At 66.9% G+C, this 14,831-nt stretch carries 12 protein-coding genes; 5 read left to right on the top strand and 7 right to left on the bottom strand.

The window, feature by feature from the left end:
• Nucleotides 1-58: 58 nt before the first annotated feature.
• The gene (locus AC1DIX_RS11715; RefSeq protein WP_477252806.1) at nt 59-652 is read left to right on the top strand and encodes an isochorismatase family protein; all 594 of its coding nucleotides are present in this window, start codon (nt 59-61) and stop codon (nt 650-652) included.
• Between the two features lie 24 nt (nt 653-676).
• Here the strand turns inward: AC1DIX_RS11715 and AC1DIX_RS11710 are convergent, their stop codons facing one another.
• Nucleotides 677-952 carry a hypothetical protein gene (locus tag AC1DIX_RS11710; RefSeq protein ID WP_477324438.1) on the bottom strand — a complete coding sequence of 92 codons (276 nt, stop codon included), beginning with the start codon at nt 950-952 and terminating at the stop codon, nt 677-679.
• 125 nt (nt 953-1,077) lie between these two features.
• Entirely contained in the window at nt 1,078-2,064 is a 987-nt protein-coding gene (locus AC1DIX_RS11705) for an LLM class flavin-dependent oxidoreductase (protein ID WP_477324436.1), read from the bottom strand.
• 109 nt (nt 2,065-2,173) lie between these two features.
• Between AC1DIX_RS11705 and AC1DIX_RS11700 the strand changes: the two genes are divergently transcribed.
• Nucleotides 2,174-3,376: a serine hydrolase domain-containing protein gene (locus AC1DIX_RS11700; protein WP_477324434.1), complete on the top strand. Its 1,203-nt coding sequence runs from the start codon at nt 2,174-2,176 to the stop codon at nt 3,374-3,376.
• 246 nt (nt 3,377-3,622) lie between these two features.
• Here AC1DIX_RS11700 and AC1DIX_RS11695 read toward each other — a convergent pair whose 3' ends face one another.
• From AC1DIX_RS11695 to uvsE, 5 genes are all read right to left on the bottom strand, one after another.
• A complete protein-coding gene (locus AC1DIX_RS11695; protein WP_477324432.1) occupies nt 3,623-4,183 on the bottom strand; it encodes a hypothetical protein in 561 nt (186 codons plus the stop codon).
• Nucleotides 4,184-4,267: 84 nt separating this feature from the next.
• Nucleotides 4,268-5,221, bottom strand: coding sequence for an alpha/beta fold hydrolase (locus AC1DIX_RS11690; protein WP_477324430.1), 954 nt, complete (start codon nt 5,219-5,221; stop codon nt 4,268-4,270).
• Between the two features lie 57 nt (nt 5,222-5,278).
• On the bottom strand, nt 5,279-6,784 hold the full coding sequence (locus AC1DIX_RS11685; protein WP_477324428.1) for an acetyl-CoA hydrolase/transferase family protein: 1,506 nt from the start codon (nt 6,782-6,784) through the stop codon (nt 5,279-5,281).
• Nucleotides 6,785-6,788: 4 nt separating this feature from the next.
• Nucleotides 6,789-7,715 carry a bestrophin family protein gene (locus AC1DIX_RS11680; RefSeq protein WP_441935044.1) on the bottom strand — a complete coding sequence of 309 codons (927 nt, stop codon included), beginning with the start codon at nt 7,713-7,715 and terminating at the stop codon, nt 6,789-6,791.
• A gap of 227 nt (nt 7,716-7,942) precedes the next feature.
• On the bottom strand, nt 7,943-8,842 hold the full coding sequence (uvsE, locus tag AC1DIX_RS11675) for a UV DNA damage repair endonuclease UvsE (protein ID WP_477324426.1): 900 nt from the start codon (nt 8,840-8,842) through the stop codon (nt 7,943-7,945).
• Nucleotides 8,843-9,258: 416 nt separating this feature from the next.
• On the opposite strand from uvsE, the gene AC1DIX_RS11670 reads away from it, so the two are divergent.
• The 3 genes from AC1DIX_RS11670 (at nt 9,259) to AC1DIX_RS11660 (ending at nt 14,820) form a co-directional block, all read left to right on the top strand.
• Nucleotides 9,259-9,459 (top strand): DUF2905 domain-containing protein, encoded by a 201-nt coding sequence (locus AC1DIX_RS11670; protein WP_477324424.1) that lies wholly within the window; start codon nt 9,259-9,261, stop codon nt 9,457-9,459.
• Nucleotides 9,460-9,671: 212 nt separating this feature from the next.
• Nucleotides 9,672-12,326: a TonB-dependent receptor gene (locus AC1DIX_RS11665; RefSeq protein ID WP_477324422.1), complete on the top strand. Its 2,655-nt coding sequence runs from the start codon at nt 9,672-9,674 to the stop codon at nt 12,324-12,326.
• Nucleotides 12,327-12,330: 4 nt separating this feature from the next.
• Nucleotides 12,331-14,820 (top strand): family 20 glycosylhydrolase, encoded by a 2,490-nt coding sequence (locus AC1DIX_RS11660; protein ID WP_477324420.1) that lies wholly within the window; start codon nt 12,331-12,333, stop codon nt 14,818-14,820.
• The last annotated feature ends 11 nt before the right edge of the window (nt 14,821-14,831 follow it).

Here is a 14,831-nt window from a genome sequence, read left to right as displayed (position 1 = left end):
ATTGCGCGCCGCTCTAGCCGCGTCTGGTGAATACTTCGATCGAGGAGGACCTTATCTTATGAACGGCAAACTGAATCTCGACATCGCCCGCACCGCCCTGGTGCAGATCGACTTGCAGAACTTTAATGTGAACCGGGAACTGGCGCCGCACCCGGCCGAGCGTGTGGTGGGCAATTGCGTGCTGCTGTCGAGCGAGATGCGCGACCGCGGCGGCATGGTGATCTTCGTGCGCGTGCAGCTGGACGAGCTGCGCCTGCCGCCTGCCGACAATCCGATGTTCAAGCCCGGTACGCCGGCACCGCCGCCGGAGGCATCGTATATGGCGGAGTCGGCCCAGGTGCAGGCACAGGACCACGTGGTGACCAAGCGCCAGTGGGGCGCCTTCTACGGCACCGAACTCGACCAGTTGTTGCGCCGGCGCGGCATCAAGACCATCATCATGACGGGCATCGCCACCAACTACGGTGTCGAGTCGACCGCGCGTGCGGCTTTCGATCGCGGCTACGAACTGGTTTTCGTGGAAGATGCGATGAGCAGCGGGAACGCGGAAGCGCACAAGAATTGCTGCGAGAACGTGTTCCGTAACATGGGCAGGGTGCGCTCGACCCGTGAACTCATCGACGCGCTGCAGGCCGGCACCGGCGACGCGTAAGCATCACCGGCGCCTGCTTGTAGCTTATTTGCGAGTAGCGGTCGCCTGGCCGTTCTGCGCCTGGGCGTTGGCCTGGGCATTCGCCTGGGCCTGGGCGCGGGCCTGTTCGCGCTCCTGTTTCTTGGCCATGTGATGGCCCACGGCGCAGCCCACGGCCGCGCCGGCCAGGTGGTGCTTGCCGAGGAAGTGGCCGCCGACGGCGCCCGCGGCCGCGCCTTTCAGGCAGCTGGGCTTGGCGTAGGCGGCACCGGTCGAGGCCAGCGACAGCAGGAGGGATACGGCGACGAGTTTGGCTTTCATGATTATCTCCGGTAGCAGGTGGATGAAGCTAGCCTAGGCTTGGCGAACCGATCCGACTGTTCGCCATTCAACGGAAACAACGTTATCGGCGCCGCCGCGGTTGACCGCGGCAGGCGCCGGCCGCATCAGGCAGAGCGGGCGATCTCAGCCGTGATCTCGTAGGAACGCAGGCGCGCCGCGTGGTCGAAGATCTGCGAGGTGATCATCAGCTCGTCCGCGCCGGTGCGCTCCACGAAGGCCTTCAGTTGGGCGGCGACGGTGCCGGGCGCGCCGATGGCCGAGCACGACAGCACCGAATCGAGCATCGACCGCTCCGGCGGGCTCAGCAGATCCAGATAGCCTTCGACCGGCGGCTTCAGTTTGGTCGGGCGGCCGCTGCGCAGGTTGATGAAGGCCTGCTGCATCGAGGTCGCGCGGAAATGGGCTTCGGCGTCGGTGTCGGCGGCGAACACGTTAAAGCCGAGCATGACGTAGGGCTTGTCGAGCTGGGCCGAGGGACGGAAAGTGGCGCGGTAGAGCTCGATCGCCTGCATCATCATCTGCGGCGCGAAGTGGGAGGCGAAGGCATACGGCAGGCCGAGGGCCGCCGCCAGCTGGGCGCCGAACAGGCTGGAACCGAGGATCCAGACCGGCACGTCGAGGCCGGCGCCGGGCACCGCGCGGACCTGGCGGCGCGGCGAGTCGGCAAAGTAATCCATCAGCTCCACCACGTCCTGCGGGAACTCGTCGGCATCCGACGCCAGGTTGCGGCGCAGCGCGCGCGCCGTGGTGTGGTCGGAGCCGGGTGCGCGGCCCAGGCCGAGGTCGATACGGCCGGGGAACAGCGAGGCGAGGGTGCCGAACTGTTCGGCGATCACGAGCGGAGCATGGTTCGGCAGCATGATGCCGCCGGCGCCGATGCGGATCGTCGAGGTGCCGTTGGCAACATGGCACATCAGGACGGAGGTCGCCGCACTGGCGATGCCCGGCATGCCGTGGTGTTCGGCAAGCCAGAAGCGGTGGTAGCCCCAGCGCTCGCCATGCTGGGCAAGGTCGAGCGAGTTGCGGAAGGAATCGGAAGCGGTGCCGCCCTCAACGATGGGGGCAAGGTCGAGTATCGAGAGAGGAATCATGGGGGCATGATACGCCGATCGGATTTTTTTCGTGCGGAGGCACCGCGCTTGACCCCGCCTGGAGGCCTGCCTATGATGCATTGGTTCAATTTCGCCAACGACAGTAAACATGCCCCGCCCAGCCTTCCTCCGGTCCCGCCGCTCCCTGTTCGCCGCCGCCTGTGTCGCCCTGCTGCTCACGGGCTGCGCGCATGGCCGTCTCGACAACCCCGCCATCCCGCAAGTCGACGCCGCCATGCAGGAAGCCATCGGCGCCCACAAGCTGCCGGGCGCGGTGGTCCACATCGAGCATGACGGTGCGGTCTATGAACGGGCCTATGGACGCCTGAGCTACGAAGCCGATGCGCGTCCCGTCGAGACCTCCACGGTGTACGACGCCGCCTCGCTGAGCAAGGTGCTGTCCACCGCGCCTTCGGTGCTGAAGCTGGCGGAAGAGGGCAAGATCGACCTCGACGCGAAATTGAGCAGCTACTTTCCGGAATGCGCGAACGGCGGCAAGGAAGCCATCACGATCCGCCACCTGCTGACCCACAGCTCGGGCCTGCCGGCCGGGTTGCCGGCCAAGCCGGCCTGGCACGGCGATGCGGCCGCCCACGCCCTGGCCTGCGGCCAGGTGGTGACGCATCCGCCCGGCACGTTCTTCCGCTACTCGGACATCAACTACATCCTGCTGGGCCAGCTGGTGCAGAAGGTGTCCGGCATGCCGCTCGATGAATTCGCGCGCACCCGCATCTTTGCGCCGCTGAAGATGGTCGACACCGGTTACCTGCCGCTGCGCCGCATGGGCGCTGGCGGCGCCGCGCTGATCGCGCCGACCCAGAAGGGCGCGGACGGCGCCGGTTCGGCCCATGGCGACCTCGCGCCCGGCCAGCTGCTGCAGGGGGTGGTGCACGACCCGACCGCGCGTCGCATGGATGGCGTGGCCGGCTCGGCCGGCGTGTTCACCACCGCCCGCGACGTTGCGCGCTATGCCCGCATGCTGCTGCGCGGCGGCGAGCTGGACGGTGTGCGCATCCTCAGCCCGGAAAGCGTGCGCCTGATGACCACGGCGCAGTCGCCAGGCGGCATCGAGGCGCTGCGCGGCCTCGGCATGGACATCAATTCGCCCTACGCGGTGCGTCCGCGCGGCACCGTGTTCCCGGTGGGCAGCTATGGCCATACGGGCTTTACGGGTTGCGTGCTGTGGATCGACCCGGGTTCGCGCACCTTCTATGTGCTGCTGTCGAACCGGGTCTACCCCGACGACAAGAGCAATGTGCTGGAACTTTATACCAGGCTGGGCACGCTCGCGGCGCAGGCCGCAAGCCCCTGATATGGATGCTATCCGGGACAAAAACGCATCAACGTGTCGCTTTTTTGCCGCTGATTTTTTGCCGTGCGGCTAACGCGCGCACGCTTTGCCGCGACCGTTCTAAACTGCGAACCCTCAATTTATCTTGTTGATATTGTTGAGCTTTTTGCCCCAAATCCATTAGGAGAGCGACATGAAAATGAATAAGTTACTGAAAGGCCTGCTGGGAGCTTCCGTTGCGATGGCGATGTTCGGTGCCGTGAGCGCTCAGGCGCAAACGAGCGGCAGCTCTTCGACCACCGGCGGCACCAGCGCCACTGCGCAGTCCGACCAGGCAACCGGCACTTCATCGACCCACAAGAAGTCCAGCAAAAAGAAACATTCGCGCAAACATGGCAGCAGCGCGGGCTCGAGCAGCAGCGGTATGACCGGTTCGGGCGGCTCCAGTTCGAGTAAGGGCATGGACAGCAGCAGCGGCTCCTCAAGCAGCGGCAGCATGGGTACCGGCAGCTCGGGCTCGTCCGGCAGCAGCGGCAGCATGGGYACCGGYACCTCGGGCTCGTCSGGCASCAGCGGCAGCATGGGCACCGGCACTTCGGGCTCGTCGGGCACCAGCGGCAGCATGGGCACCGGCASCTCGGGTTCGTCGGGCACCAGCGGCAGCATGGGTACCGGAACCGGCACCGGCACCACCGGCACCGGCACCAGCTCGTCCGGCATGAGCGGCACCGGCTCGGGTTCCGGCAGCGGCACCAGCGCCACCGGCACGACCGGCACCGGCACCACCGGCACGGGCACCAGCACCACCAGCGGCGGCACCAGCGGCACCGGTGGCCGCGGTTACTGATCGTCCAGCCGGTTCGCCGGCGCCCTGAACAACACCAGCTTGCGGGCTGGTGTTTTTCTTGGTGTTTAGTGTTGTTTAAGGAAGGCGGCTACCTGCGGATGGACCGCCGCCGGATCCTCGGCCACCGGCAGGTGTCCCAGTCCCGGCAGCGAGACGAACTGCGCCTGCGGGATCGCGCGCTGCACGTCGGCGTGTTCGGCATAGGGCACCGTCTTGTCGGCGTCGCCCCATACCAGCAGCACCGGCAGGCCCTTCTTGCCCACCTTCTCGAAATCCGGCAGCGAGGATTCGTTCGACAGATGGCGGATGGTCGACAGGATCGCGCGTCCGAAGCCGTCGTAGCGCATCTGCGGCTGGAAGCGCTCGGCCCAGCCGGCCACGTGTTCCGGATGCGCGAAGTCCTCGAGCTGGCTGGTGGCCAGCGAGGGCAGGAACCATGCGCGCGTCAGCCATTCGCCGACACCCGGCCAGGCCATCACGCTGATGTCGTGCGCCCGCGTGAGGGGCGCCACCAGCACCACGCTGCGCACCCGTTCCGGATGCTCGGCGGCGAAGCGTCCGACGATCGCGCCGCCCATCGACAGCCCGAGCAGGTCGGCCTTCGGCACCTGCAGGGTGTCCATCAGTTCCAGCAATTGGTCGGCGAACAGCCGGCGGTCGTAGTCGACCTTCGGCCGGTCGCTCCAGCCGCGCCCGTACAGGTCGAAGCGGATCACCCTGAAGCCGGCGGCCGCCAGGTCCGCGCTGGTCCTGTCGAACACATAGCTGGGCACCGAAAAGCCGTGCACCAGCACCACCGGACGTCCCTGTTCGGGGCCGGCGATGCGCACGTGGACGATCCCGTGCGACAAGCTGACGAACTGCCCGGGCGCCTGGCGCCGCGCGTCGGCGCCGAGCGGGCCGTGCTCCATATTGCGTGCGAGGGGAATGGCGACGAGTACGGCGGCGGCAACGGCGCCCACGGCAAGCAGGATCTTGCGCAGGCGGCGTTTCGGTGTCGGGGCGGGAGCAGCGGTCATGGTGGCATCATGCGGATGGGCAATACCGCTTATTGCACACCAGACCGCGGTCTTTCGTCAATCCTTGGACAGCATCGAGCCGGTTTCGCGGTAGCGGGTGTGCCAGGAATAGGCTTTCTCCAGCACGTGCGGGGTCTGGCCGCCGCGCTGCCGGGCCTCGAGCACGTACTCGCGCAGCATGGTCTTGTAGGGTTCGGCCGTGCAGTGTTCGATGATCGCCTCGGCGCGCTCGCGCGGCGCCAGGCCGCGCAGGTCGGCCAGTCCCAGTTCGGTGACGATGATGTCGACGTCGTGCTCGCTGTGGTCGACGTGGGTCACCATCGGCACGATCGAGGACACGCGGCCGCCCTTGGCGATCGACTTGGTGGCGAAGATCGACAGGTAGGCGTTGCGCGCGAAGTCGCCGGAGCCGCCGATGCCGTTCATCATGTGGGTGCCGCTCACGTGGGTCGAGTTGATGTTGCCGTAGATGTCGGCTTCCAGCGCGGTATTGATCGCGATGATGCCGAGGCGCCGGATCACTTCCGGATGGTTCGACACTTCCTGCGGGCGCAGCACCAGGCGGTCGCGGTAGCGGTCGAAGTCGCGGAACACCTGGGCGCTCTTTTCCGGCGACAGGGTGATCGAGGAGCCGGAGGCGAATTCGAGCTTGCCGGAATCGAACAGGTCGAAGGTCGAATCCTGCAGCACCTCCGAATACATGGTGAGGTCGTGGAAGGGGCTGTTGACGAAGCCGGCCAGCACTGCGTTGGCGATGGTGCCGATGCCGGCCTGCAGCGGCAGCAGGCTGGCGCTCAGGCGTCCGGCGACGATTTCGTCCTCGAAGAAGCGCACCAGGTGGGCGGCGATGGCGGCGGTCTCTTCGTCGGGCGGCAGCACCGAGGAGGTGCTGTCCGGCTGGTCGGTGATCACGATGGCGACGATCTTCTCCGGCGGGATCTCGATGAAGGGCGTGCCGGCGCGCTGCTCGACCGACATGATCGGGATCGGCTCGCGCATCGGCCGCTTTTTGGGAATCCAGATGTCGTGCAGGCCTTCGAGGCCGGTGGTCTGGGCCAGGTTGATCTCGACGATGACCTTGTCGGCCAGGATCGCGAAGCTGGCGCTGTTGCCGACCGAGGTGGTGGGGACGATCGCGCCCGTCTCCGTGATCGCCACCGCCTCGACCACCGCGATGTCGACCGGCTTGATGTGGCGGCTGCGCAGCTGTTCGACGGTTTCGGACAGGTGCTGGTCGATGTACATCACCTCGCCGCGGTTGATGGCGGCGCGCAGCACCGGATCGACCTGGAAGGGCATGCGGCGCGAGAGGGCGCCGGCTTCGGTGAGCAGTTTATCCGTATCGTTGCCGAGCGAGGCGCCGGTCAGCAGGGTGATCTTCAGCGGCTCGTGGCGGGCGCGTTCGGCCAGCGCGGCAGGGACCAGCTTGACGTCGCCGGCGCGGGTGAAGCCGCTCATGCCGACGGTCATGCCGTCCTTGATCCAGCTTGCTGCTTCGGCAGCGCCGGTGACGCGATTGCGCAGCTTGGCGCAGCGGATACGATCCAGGTATTCAGTCTTCATGTTTCTAGCTGAGCCGGTAGTCGACCGGCAGTAGGGGTGGGGGAAGCGTGGTGTCGCCCAGCGCGCTGCGCAGGTCGATCTCGATGGTGCGGCAGATGGCGTCGAGCGGCAGGTCGTGGTCGGAGGTGCCGAAGGGTTCCTCGATCTCGTCGCCGAGGGCATCCAGCCCGAAGAAGGTGTAGGCGACCAGCAGCGTCACCAGCGGGGTCAGGTCGCCGATCGCGTCGACCAGGCCGAAGGGCAGCAGGACGCAGTAGAGGTAGGCGGTGCGGTGCAGCAGCAGGCTGTAGGAAAACGGAATCGGCGTACCGTGGATGCGTTCGCAGGCGGCGGCCACGCCGGTCATCGCCGACAGGGTGGCGTCGATGCCCGGCGCCAGGCAGGGATCGAGGCGGCGCTCGCGCAAACATTGTCCGAGGTCGGCGCCCATCTCCAGCATCAGCGCGTGCGGCAGGTTGGGCAGGTCGCGCACGCGTTCCCATTCCTGGGGCGCGATCCACGGCTCGATATCGGCTGCGGGGTCGCTGCGCCGCAGGCGGTGGCGCAGCGCATGCGCGAAGGCGATCGCACGCCGGATCATGCGTTCCCGCGAGGCGGCGTCAGGCGTGTCGCCCGGCGCGATCAGCGACAGGCACTGGCGCGCCAGGCTGCGGCTGCGCAGGACCAGTTCGCCCCATTGCTTGCGGCCTTCCCAGTAGCGGTCATAGGCGGCGTTGTTGCGGAAACCGAGGAAGATCGCGAGGGGCAGGCCCATCAGCGTGAAGGGGATCGCACCGATGGCGATCTTGTGGCCCCACAGCGTGCCATGGGTCCAGGTGACGGCGATTGCCAGCAGGGCGGTGACGAGCAGGCTTTTCCAGATGTTCGGCATCACCGAACCGCGCATCACCAGGAACAGGCGCAGGGCGGAAGGGCGGTCGCGGACGATCATGCCTGCCCCGTTCCGCGCTGCGGCTGCGGGGTGAAGGTGGGATCGGTCTGCTGCATCGTCGGATGTGAAACTGCTTGAGTTGCCTTCATTGTGCAACGGACGCGAAAACGCCTGCGTCCGGTTGAAATGGCCTTGCACCATTCTGATACTGCCGCGCGGAAATGACTAATTACGATTCTTGATGCCTGCCATGCAGTTGATGAATGGTGCGGCGCAGCGTAGCGGGCTCAGCCAATGCGTGCGGACTGGCTCGCCTGCCACCTGCGCAGTCCGGCAATCGCCTCCTCCTTGCTCTTGGCTTCGATCTCGATCCACGGCGCGCGCGCATAGGCCGCCGGCATCGTCGAGATCAGGTCCGCATGCTGGCGGTCGTTGAAGCTTTCGCGTCCGTTCGAGATGTGGACCATCTGGTGCTCAGGATCCGGCCAGGTGGCGCGCGCCTTTTCCAGCATCGCGGCCACGCTCGGATCGTCGTAGCTGGACAGCTTTTCGCTGACGATGTGGTGGTGGGCATCGAACACCATCGGCACGCCGCTGCGCACGCAGACCTCGTGGATCTGCTCAGCGCTGTAGGCGTATTCGTCGTTCTCCAGGCACAGGCGCGAGCGGATCGCATCGGGCAGGCCGGCGATGCGTTCGACCAGGGCGTCGCTGCGATTGCCCTTGCCGCCGTGGATCTCGAGCACGGCCCAGGGCGAGCGCGGCTGCTCCAGCAGGTCCATGATGTCGGCGTGCATCTGCAGGATCTTGACGCTGTTGGCCACCACCTCGGGCGAATCGGAGCTCAGCACCACGAACTGGTCCGGATGCATCACCAGGCGCAGCCCCATCTCGGTGGCGCGGCGGCCGGTACGGGACAGGCTGGGCGCCAGCTCGCGCATCACTTCGCGGCCGACGTCCTCGTCGAAGAAGGGGAAGATCGAGGACGGCAGGCGGTACAGCCGGATGCCTTCGCGCTTGCAGTACTGCAGGGCGCCATCGAGGGTCCGGATGTTGTCGCGGTAGATCCCGTCGAGCAGCTTGCGCTGGCCGGCGTCGGACTGCTCCAGCAGGCGCTTGCGCGTGACGGTGCGGTAGCGGATGTCCTTCGACACGGTAATGCAGACCAAACCAAGCTCAGAAACCATGACACGCCGGTATCGTTGATGGGCAGACCATGTTCCAAGGATTCGCCAGCACCGTCAAACCCGTTCCGTGCCGCAACCCCAAATTCGGGGTCAGAGCACATTTCCCCCAAAATTCGGGGTCAGAGCACATTTTTGGGCAATTGCTGTTCGGTATGGCCGCGCCAACACAAAGGGGCCCGGCGAAGCAGGCCCAGGCGCAACCATCGCCAGTCTTTCACTGCAGCCATTTCTACAATAAGTGCTCTGACCCCGAATTGGGGCGGAAATGTGCTCTGACCCCGAATTTAGAATTAGAGGAGGGGTAGGGTCGCGCTTCGGCTGCCTGATCCGTACATCGGAAGCAAGCCGGTATGATTCATGTACCGACCTTGGACACTCAATATGGGTCCCTGCTTTCGCGGGGACGACGGACGAACATGCAAAAACTCCTCATCCTCCTAGGCCTCATCCTCCTGGCCGCCGGCCTCGCCTGGCCCTGGCTGCGCCGCCTGCCGTTCGGCCGCCTCCCCGGCGACATCCACGTCGTCCGCGAAGGCTTCAGCTTCAGCTTCCCCATCGTCACCTGCCTCATCGTCTCGGTCGTCGTCTCGCTGCTGTTGTGGTTCTTCCGCCGCTGAGCGGCGCTTCTTTTCCCTCCCTGGCCGCCTTCCTTGCCGGCGCGTGCGCGTGTCGAAAAATCAACACGCGTATTCGCGATAGCAAGATTTGACAAACATGGCCAAGAAATCAACGACACAATGCGCCCCATACGAAGACGAGAGACGCTGCAGCGTCCGCCGAATTCGACACTGGCAGCTTCACGTTGAGACATAGTTTTGGAGACGAAGACATGAACGAGTCGAAGGCAGGGAAGGCGATCGCACGCACCGCGATCGCGAGCGCGGTATCGGTGCTGGTGATGGGGATGGTGGCGCAGGCGCAGGCCCAGGAGCAGGACGCTAGTGTCGGCGAGGCGCAGACGGTGATCGTGACCGGCGTGCGCGCCGCGCTCGAGCAGTCGCTGCGCCAGAAGCGCAACGCCGATTCGGTGGTCGAGGTGGTGACGGCCGAGGACATCGGCAAGATGCCCGACAAGAACGTGGCCGATGCGATCCAGCGCCTGCCCGGCGTGAATACCCAGTCCTCGGCCGGCGGCGAGGGCGGCTTCGGCGAGAACGACCGCGTCAGCCTGCGCGGCACCAGCCCCAGCCTGCAGCAGACCCTGTTCAACGGCCATGCGATCAGCACCGGCGACTGGTTCGTGCTGAACCAGATCGGCGGCAACGTCGGCCGCTCCAGCAGCTTCTCGCTGCTGCCCTCGGAACTGGTCGGCTCCATCGTCGTGCAGAAGAGCGCGACCGCCGACCTGGTCGAAGGCGGCGTCTCCGGCGCCATCAACGTGATCACCCGCCGTCCGCTCGACTTCCGCCAGCCGCTGACCGTCGAAGCCTCGATCCAGGCCAACTACAACGACCTGTCGAAGAAGACCGAACCGCAGGTTTCGGGCCTGGTGAGCTGGAAGAATCCGGCGAATAACTTCGGCGTGCTGCTGCAGGGCTTTTCGGAGAAGCAGAGCGTGCGCCGCGACGGCCAGGAAGTGCTGGGCTACACGCCGATCAGCGCGACCAGCGCCGCCGCCGTCGCCAATCCGGCGCTGGCCGGCATAGCGGTGCCGACCTTCATCGGCGCCGCCCTGTTCGAACAGAAGAAGAAGCGCGAAGGCGGCGCCTTCGACATCGAGGCCAAGCCCTCGCGCGACTTCGGCATCGACCTGAACGGCTTCTATTCGAAGCTGCAGGCGCCGCACCAGAACACCAACTGGCTGGCCGCGCCGGCGAACTCGATCAACAGCAGCGGCCTGATTCCGCAGAACCCGGTGATCCGCAATAACACCCTGGTCGGCGCCGCTTTTGTGAGCAATTCGGGCGAGGTCGACAACATCTACCGCCCGAACGCCGGCGGCGAATCCTGGTACCTCGACCTGAACGGCCGCTGGCGCCCGAGCGACAAGCTGAGTTTCACGGGCCGCATCGGCAAGACCCACGGCATCGGCTACGACCGCGACGACGTCTACTACCAGAACAACGTCGACGGCGGCATGGTCTATGCCCTCAACGGCCTGACCCCGGCCACCGTCAGCTACCCGGGCGGGAATACCGCGAAGCCCGGCTCGACCGCCTGGGCCGGCGGCGGCGAGGCCCAGTCGGTGGACCAGGAAAAGTATGCGCAGATCGACGGCGAACTGCGCGTGCGCGACAATGCGTGGGTGAACGCGGTGCGCTTCGGCGCCCGCTTCACGGACCACAACCGCACCGCCGAGCACCCGCTCGAGACCCGTCCGGGGCCGAACGGCTTCAGCAATCCGGGTCCGGTCTGGAACGGCAGCATGTACCCGTCCGACTTCGGCAAGGACCTGGGCGGCACGGTCTTCAACGGCTACTTCAAGTACGACGGTCCGGCCCTCGGCGCCTGGGGTGCGGTGCCGGGCAACCGCCTGCTGGACTACACCCTGCGCCACAACTGGCTGGACGAATTCCGCGTCGCCGAGAAGACCGCGGCCCTGTACGGCATGGCCGAATTCGGCGGCGACGGCTGGAGCGGCAATGCCGGCCTGCGCGCGGTCGAGACCCGCCAGACCACGGTCGTGAACCTGCCGGGCGGTACGGCGCCGATCACCGGCTCGGCCTTCGGTCCCTATACCCCGACCACCTTCAAGCGCACCTACCGCGACTACCTGCCGAGCGTGAACCTGAAGTTCGACGTGCGCCCCGACCTGGTGGTGCGCGGCGCGATCGCCAAGACCGTGGCCCGGCCGGACTACAGCGCGCTGGGCGGCTCGGTGTCGCTGAACGACGACGCCCTGTCCGGCAGCGGCGGCAACGTCAACCTCGACCCGGTGCGCTCGACCAACTTCGACCTCTCGGCCGAATGGTATTTCGCACCGAAGGCGATGCTGTCGGCCGGCCTGTTCTACATGGACTTCGGCTCCATCGTGGCCCAGGGCACCAGCACCGGCAGCTACTACAACAACAAGCGCGGCGTGTTCACCGATTACCAGATCACCTCGCCGTACAACACCGGTGCCAAGAACAAGGGCGTGGAGCTGAGCTGGCAGCAGCCGCTGATGAACAACTTCGGCTTCCTGGCCAACTACACGTACGCGGACGGCGAACTGGATGACGGCGGCGAGATGCTGAACTCCTCGAAGAACACCTGGAACCTGACCGGTTTCTACGAGAACGAGCGTTTCAGCGCGCGCCTGGCCTACAGCTACCGCTCGGCGTACAAGGCGGGCGTGGACCGCGGCGCCAGCCAGCACGTCGACAGCATGCCCTCGCTGGCGGCATCCGTGAACGTCAAGCTGACCGAGCACCTGACCTTGACCTTCGACGCGCTGAACCTCACCAACGAGACCATCAAGATGTATGCGGAGAACAAGGACCGCCCGCGCGCCTTCTACTCGAATGGCCGCACCTTCTATCTCGGCCTGCGCGGCAAGCTGTAATCACATGGCAGTCGTGGGGATCAGCTGGGAATGCCTGTCCAACCTGGTGGGAGATGAAGCCTTCTCCGCCAGGCTGGTACTGCGCAACACATCGCATGCGCCGATCGCGGCGGGATGGTCGGTGTACTTCAACACCTGCCGCCGCGTGCTGGCGAACACGGTCGATGCGGGCTACCGCATCGACCACCTGAACGGCGACCTGTTCCGCCTGCGCTCGACGAGCGAGTCGGACTGGCTGCCCGGCCAGGCGCTGGAAATCGGCTACGTGGCCCAGTTCTGGGCCATCAGCGTGACCGACGCGCCGCTCGGCTTTTACCTGATCGAGGCCGACGGCCGTGTCAGCGACCTGGGCGATCCCGAGATCCTGCCCTTTGCGCGATCCGGGCAGCTGCACCGCAACGCGCGCGACCTGCTGCCGCCCGCCGACGCGGCCTGGCGCTACCGCGACAACGCCGAGCTGTACCTGCTGCCGCGCGAGGCGGTCGGCCGCATCACGCCGAAGCCGCTGCGCGCGCGCTTCAATGGCGGATGCTGCACGCTCGCCGCCGGCTCCGCGCTCGCCGCGGCCGAAGGCCTGGCCGGCGAGGAAGCCTTCCTGCGCGGGCTGCTGGCCGGCCTGCCGCCGGGCGCGGGCGCGCGCATCGAGCTGGCCGTCGCCGAGGTCGATGCGCCGGGGCCGGAAGCCTATCTGCTCGAAATCGGCGCCGGCTCCGTGCTGGTGCGCGGGGCCAGCGCCCACGGCGTGTTCAACGGCATCCAGACCCTGGCCCAGCTGCTCGAAGCCGACGGCGCGCTGCCCTGCGGACGGGTGCTGGACGCGCCGCGCTTCGGCTACCGCGGCATGATGCTGGACGTGGCGCGCCACTTCTCGTCCAGGGAAACGGTGCTGCGCCTGCTCGACTGCATGGCCTGCTACAAGCTGAACAAGCTGCACCTGCACCTGACCGACGACGAAGGCTGGCGCCTGCAGATCGATGCGCTGCCCGAGCTGACCGCGCTCGGCGCGAAGCGCGGCGTCGCCGCGGATGGACAGAGTTTGCCGCCATCCTTCGGTTCCGGCGCCGACGTCGAAAGCTCGGCCGGCACCGGCTATTACGATGCCGCCGACTTCATCGCCATCCTGCGTTATGCGCAGACGCGCCACATCGAGGTGATCCCGGAGTTCAATATGCCGGGCCATGCGCGCGCCGCCGTGCTGGCGATGCGTGCGCGCCACGACCGCCTGCGCGCGTCCGGCGATATCGAGGGCGCCGAGCGCTATCTGCTGAGCGATCCGGATGACGCCTCGCGCTACGAATCGGTGCAGATGTGGCGCGACAACGTGATCTGCATCGCATTGCCCTCTGTCGACCGCTTCATCGATACCGTGGTCGCCCATGTGGCTGCGCTGTACCGCCGGGCCGGGGTGCCGCTGCGCGCCGTGCACACGGGCGGCGACGAGGTGCCGCTGGGCGCCTGGCTCGGCTCGCCCGTCTGCCAGGCCCTGATGCGCGAGCGCGGCTGGAACGATGTCGGCCAGCTGCATGCGGATTTCGTCGAACGCTGCCGCGCGATCCTGGCCCGGCACGGCCTGGCCTTCGCCGGCTGGGAAGAGACGGCGCTGAAGCACGGCGCGGCCACGGCCGGGGGCTGCGCGCCGGCCCAGCACGAGAATACCCAGGCGGTGGAGGGCGCCCCCCTGCCGCTGCCCAAGCCCGGCTTCGACGGGCCGGGCTTCCAGGTCTATGCCTGGAACAATGCCTGGGGCTCGGGCAAGGAAGACGTGGCCTACCGCCTGGCCAACGCCGGCTACGACGTGGTGCTGGCGAATGCCGCCAACCTCTACTTCGACCTGGCCTATGCGAAGGACCCGCAGGAACCGGGCTATTACTGGGCCGGCTTCGTCGAGACCCGTCATGCCTTCGTATTCTGCCCGCTGGAGATGATCGCCAGCGCCGCCAGCGATCCGATGGGGCGCGTGCTGCCGCCCGAGCGGCTGGCCGCGATGGCGCGCTTATCAAGCGAAGGGCGCTCCCGCATCATCGGGCTGCAGGGCCAGCTGTGGGGCGAGAACGCGCGTTCGCGCGCCCGCATCGAGTATTTGGCGGCGCCGCGCATGGTGGCGCTGGCGGAGCGGGCCTGGGCGCCCGATCCCGGCTGGGGCGGGATCGGCAATCCGCAGGCGCGCGCCGCCGCCATCGAGTCGGACTGGAACGAGTTCGCCAACCGCCTTGGCCAGCGCGAGCTGCCGCGCCTGGACCGTGCTCCTCTGGCCTACGGCTACCGCCTGCCGCCGCCGGGCGTGCTGTACGACGGCCGGACCATCCGCGCGAATGTCGCCCTGCCGGGCCTGGCCCTGCATTACACTCTGGACGGCAGCGAGCCGGACGCGGCCAGCCCGCGCTACACGGGCCCGGTGCAGCCCGGCCAACAGGACCGGGTGTTCAAGGTGAGGACCTTCGACACCCGCGGACGCGGCAGCCGCACCGTCACCATCGAACTGGAACCGGGTTAAATAATAAGGGC

This window comes from Massilia sp. 05N420, assembly GCF_056397205.1.
This window is presented reverse-complemented; position numbering and strand designations above follow the sequence as displayed.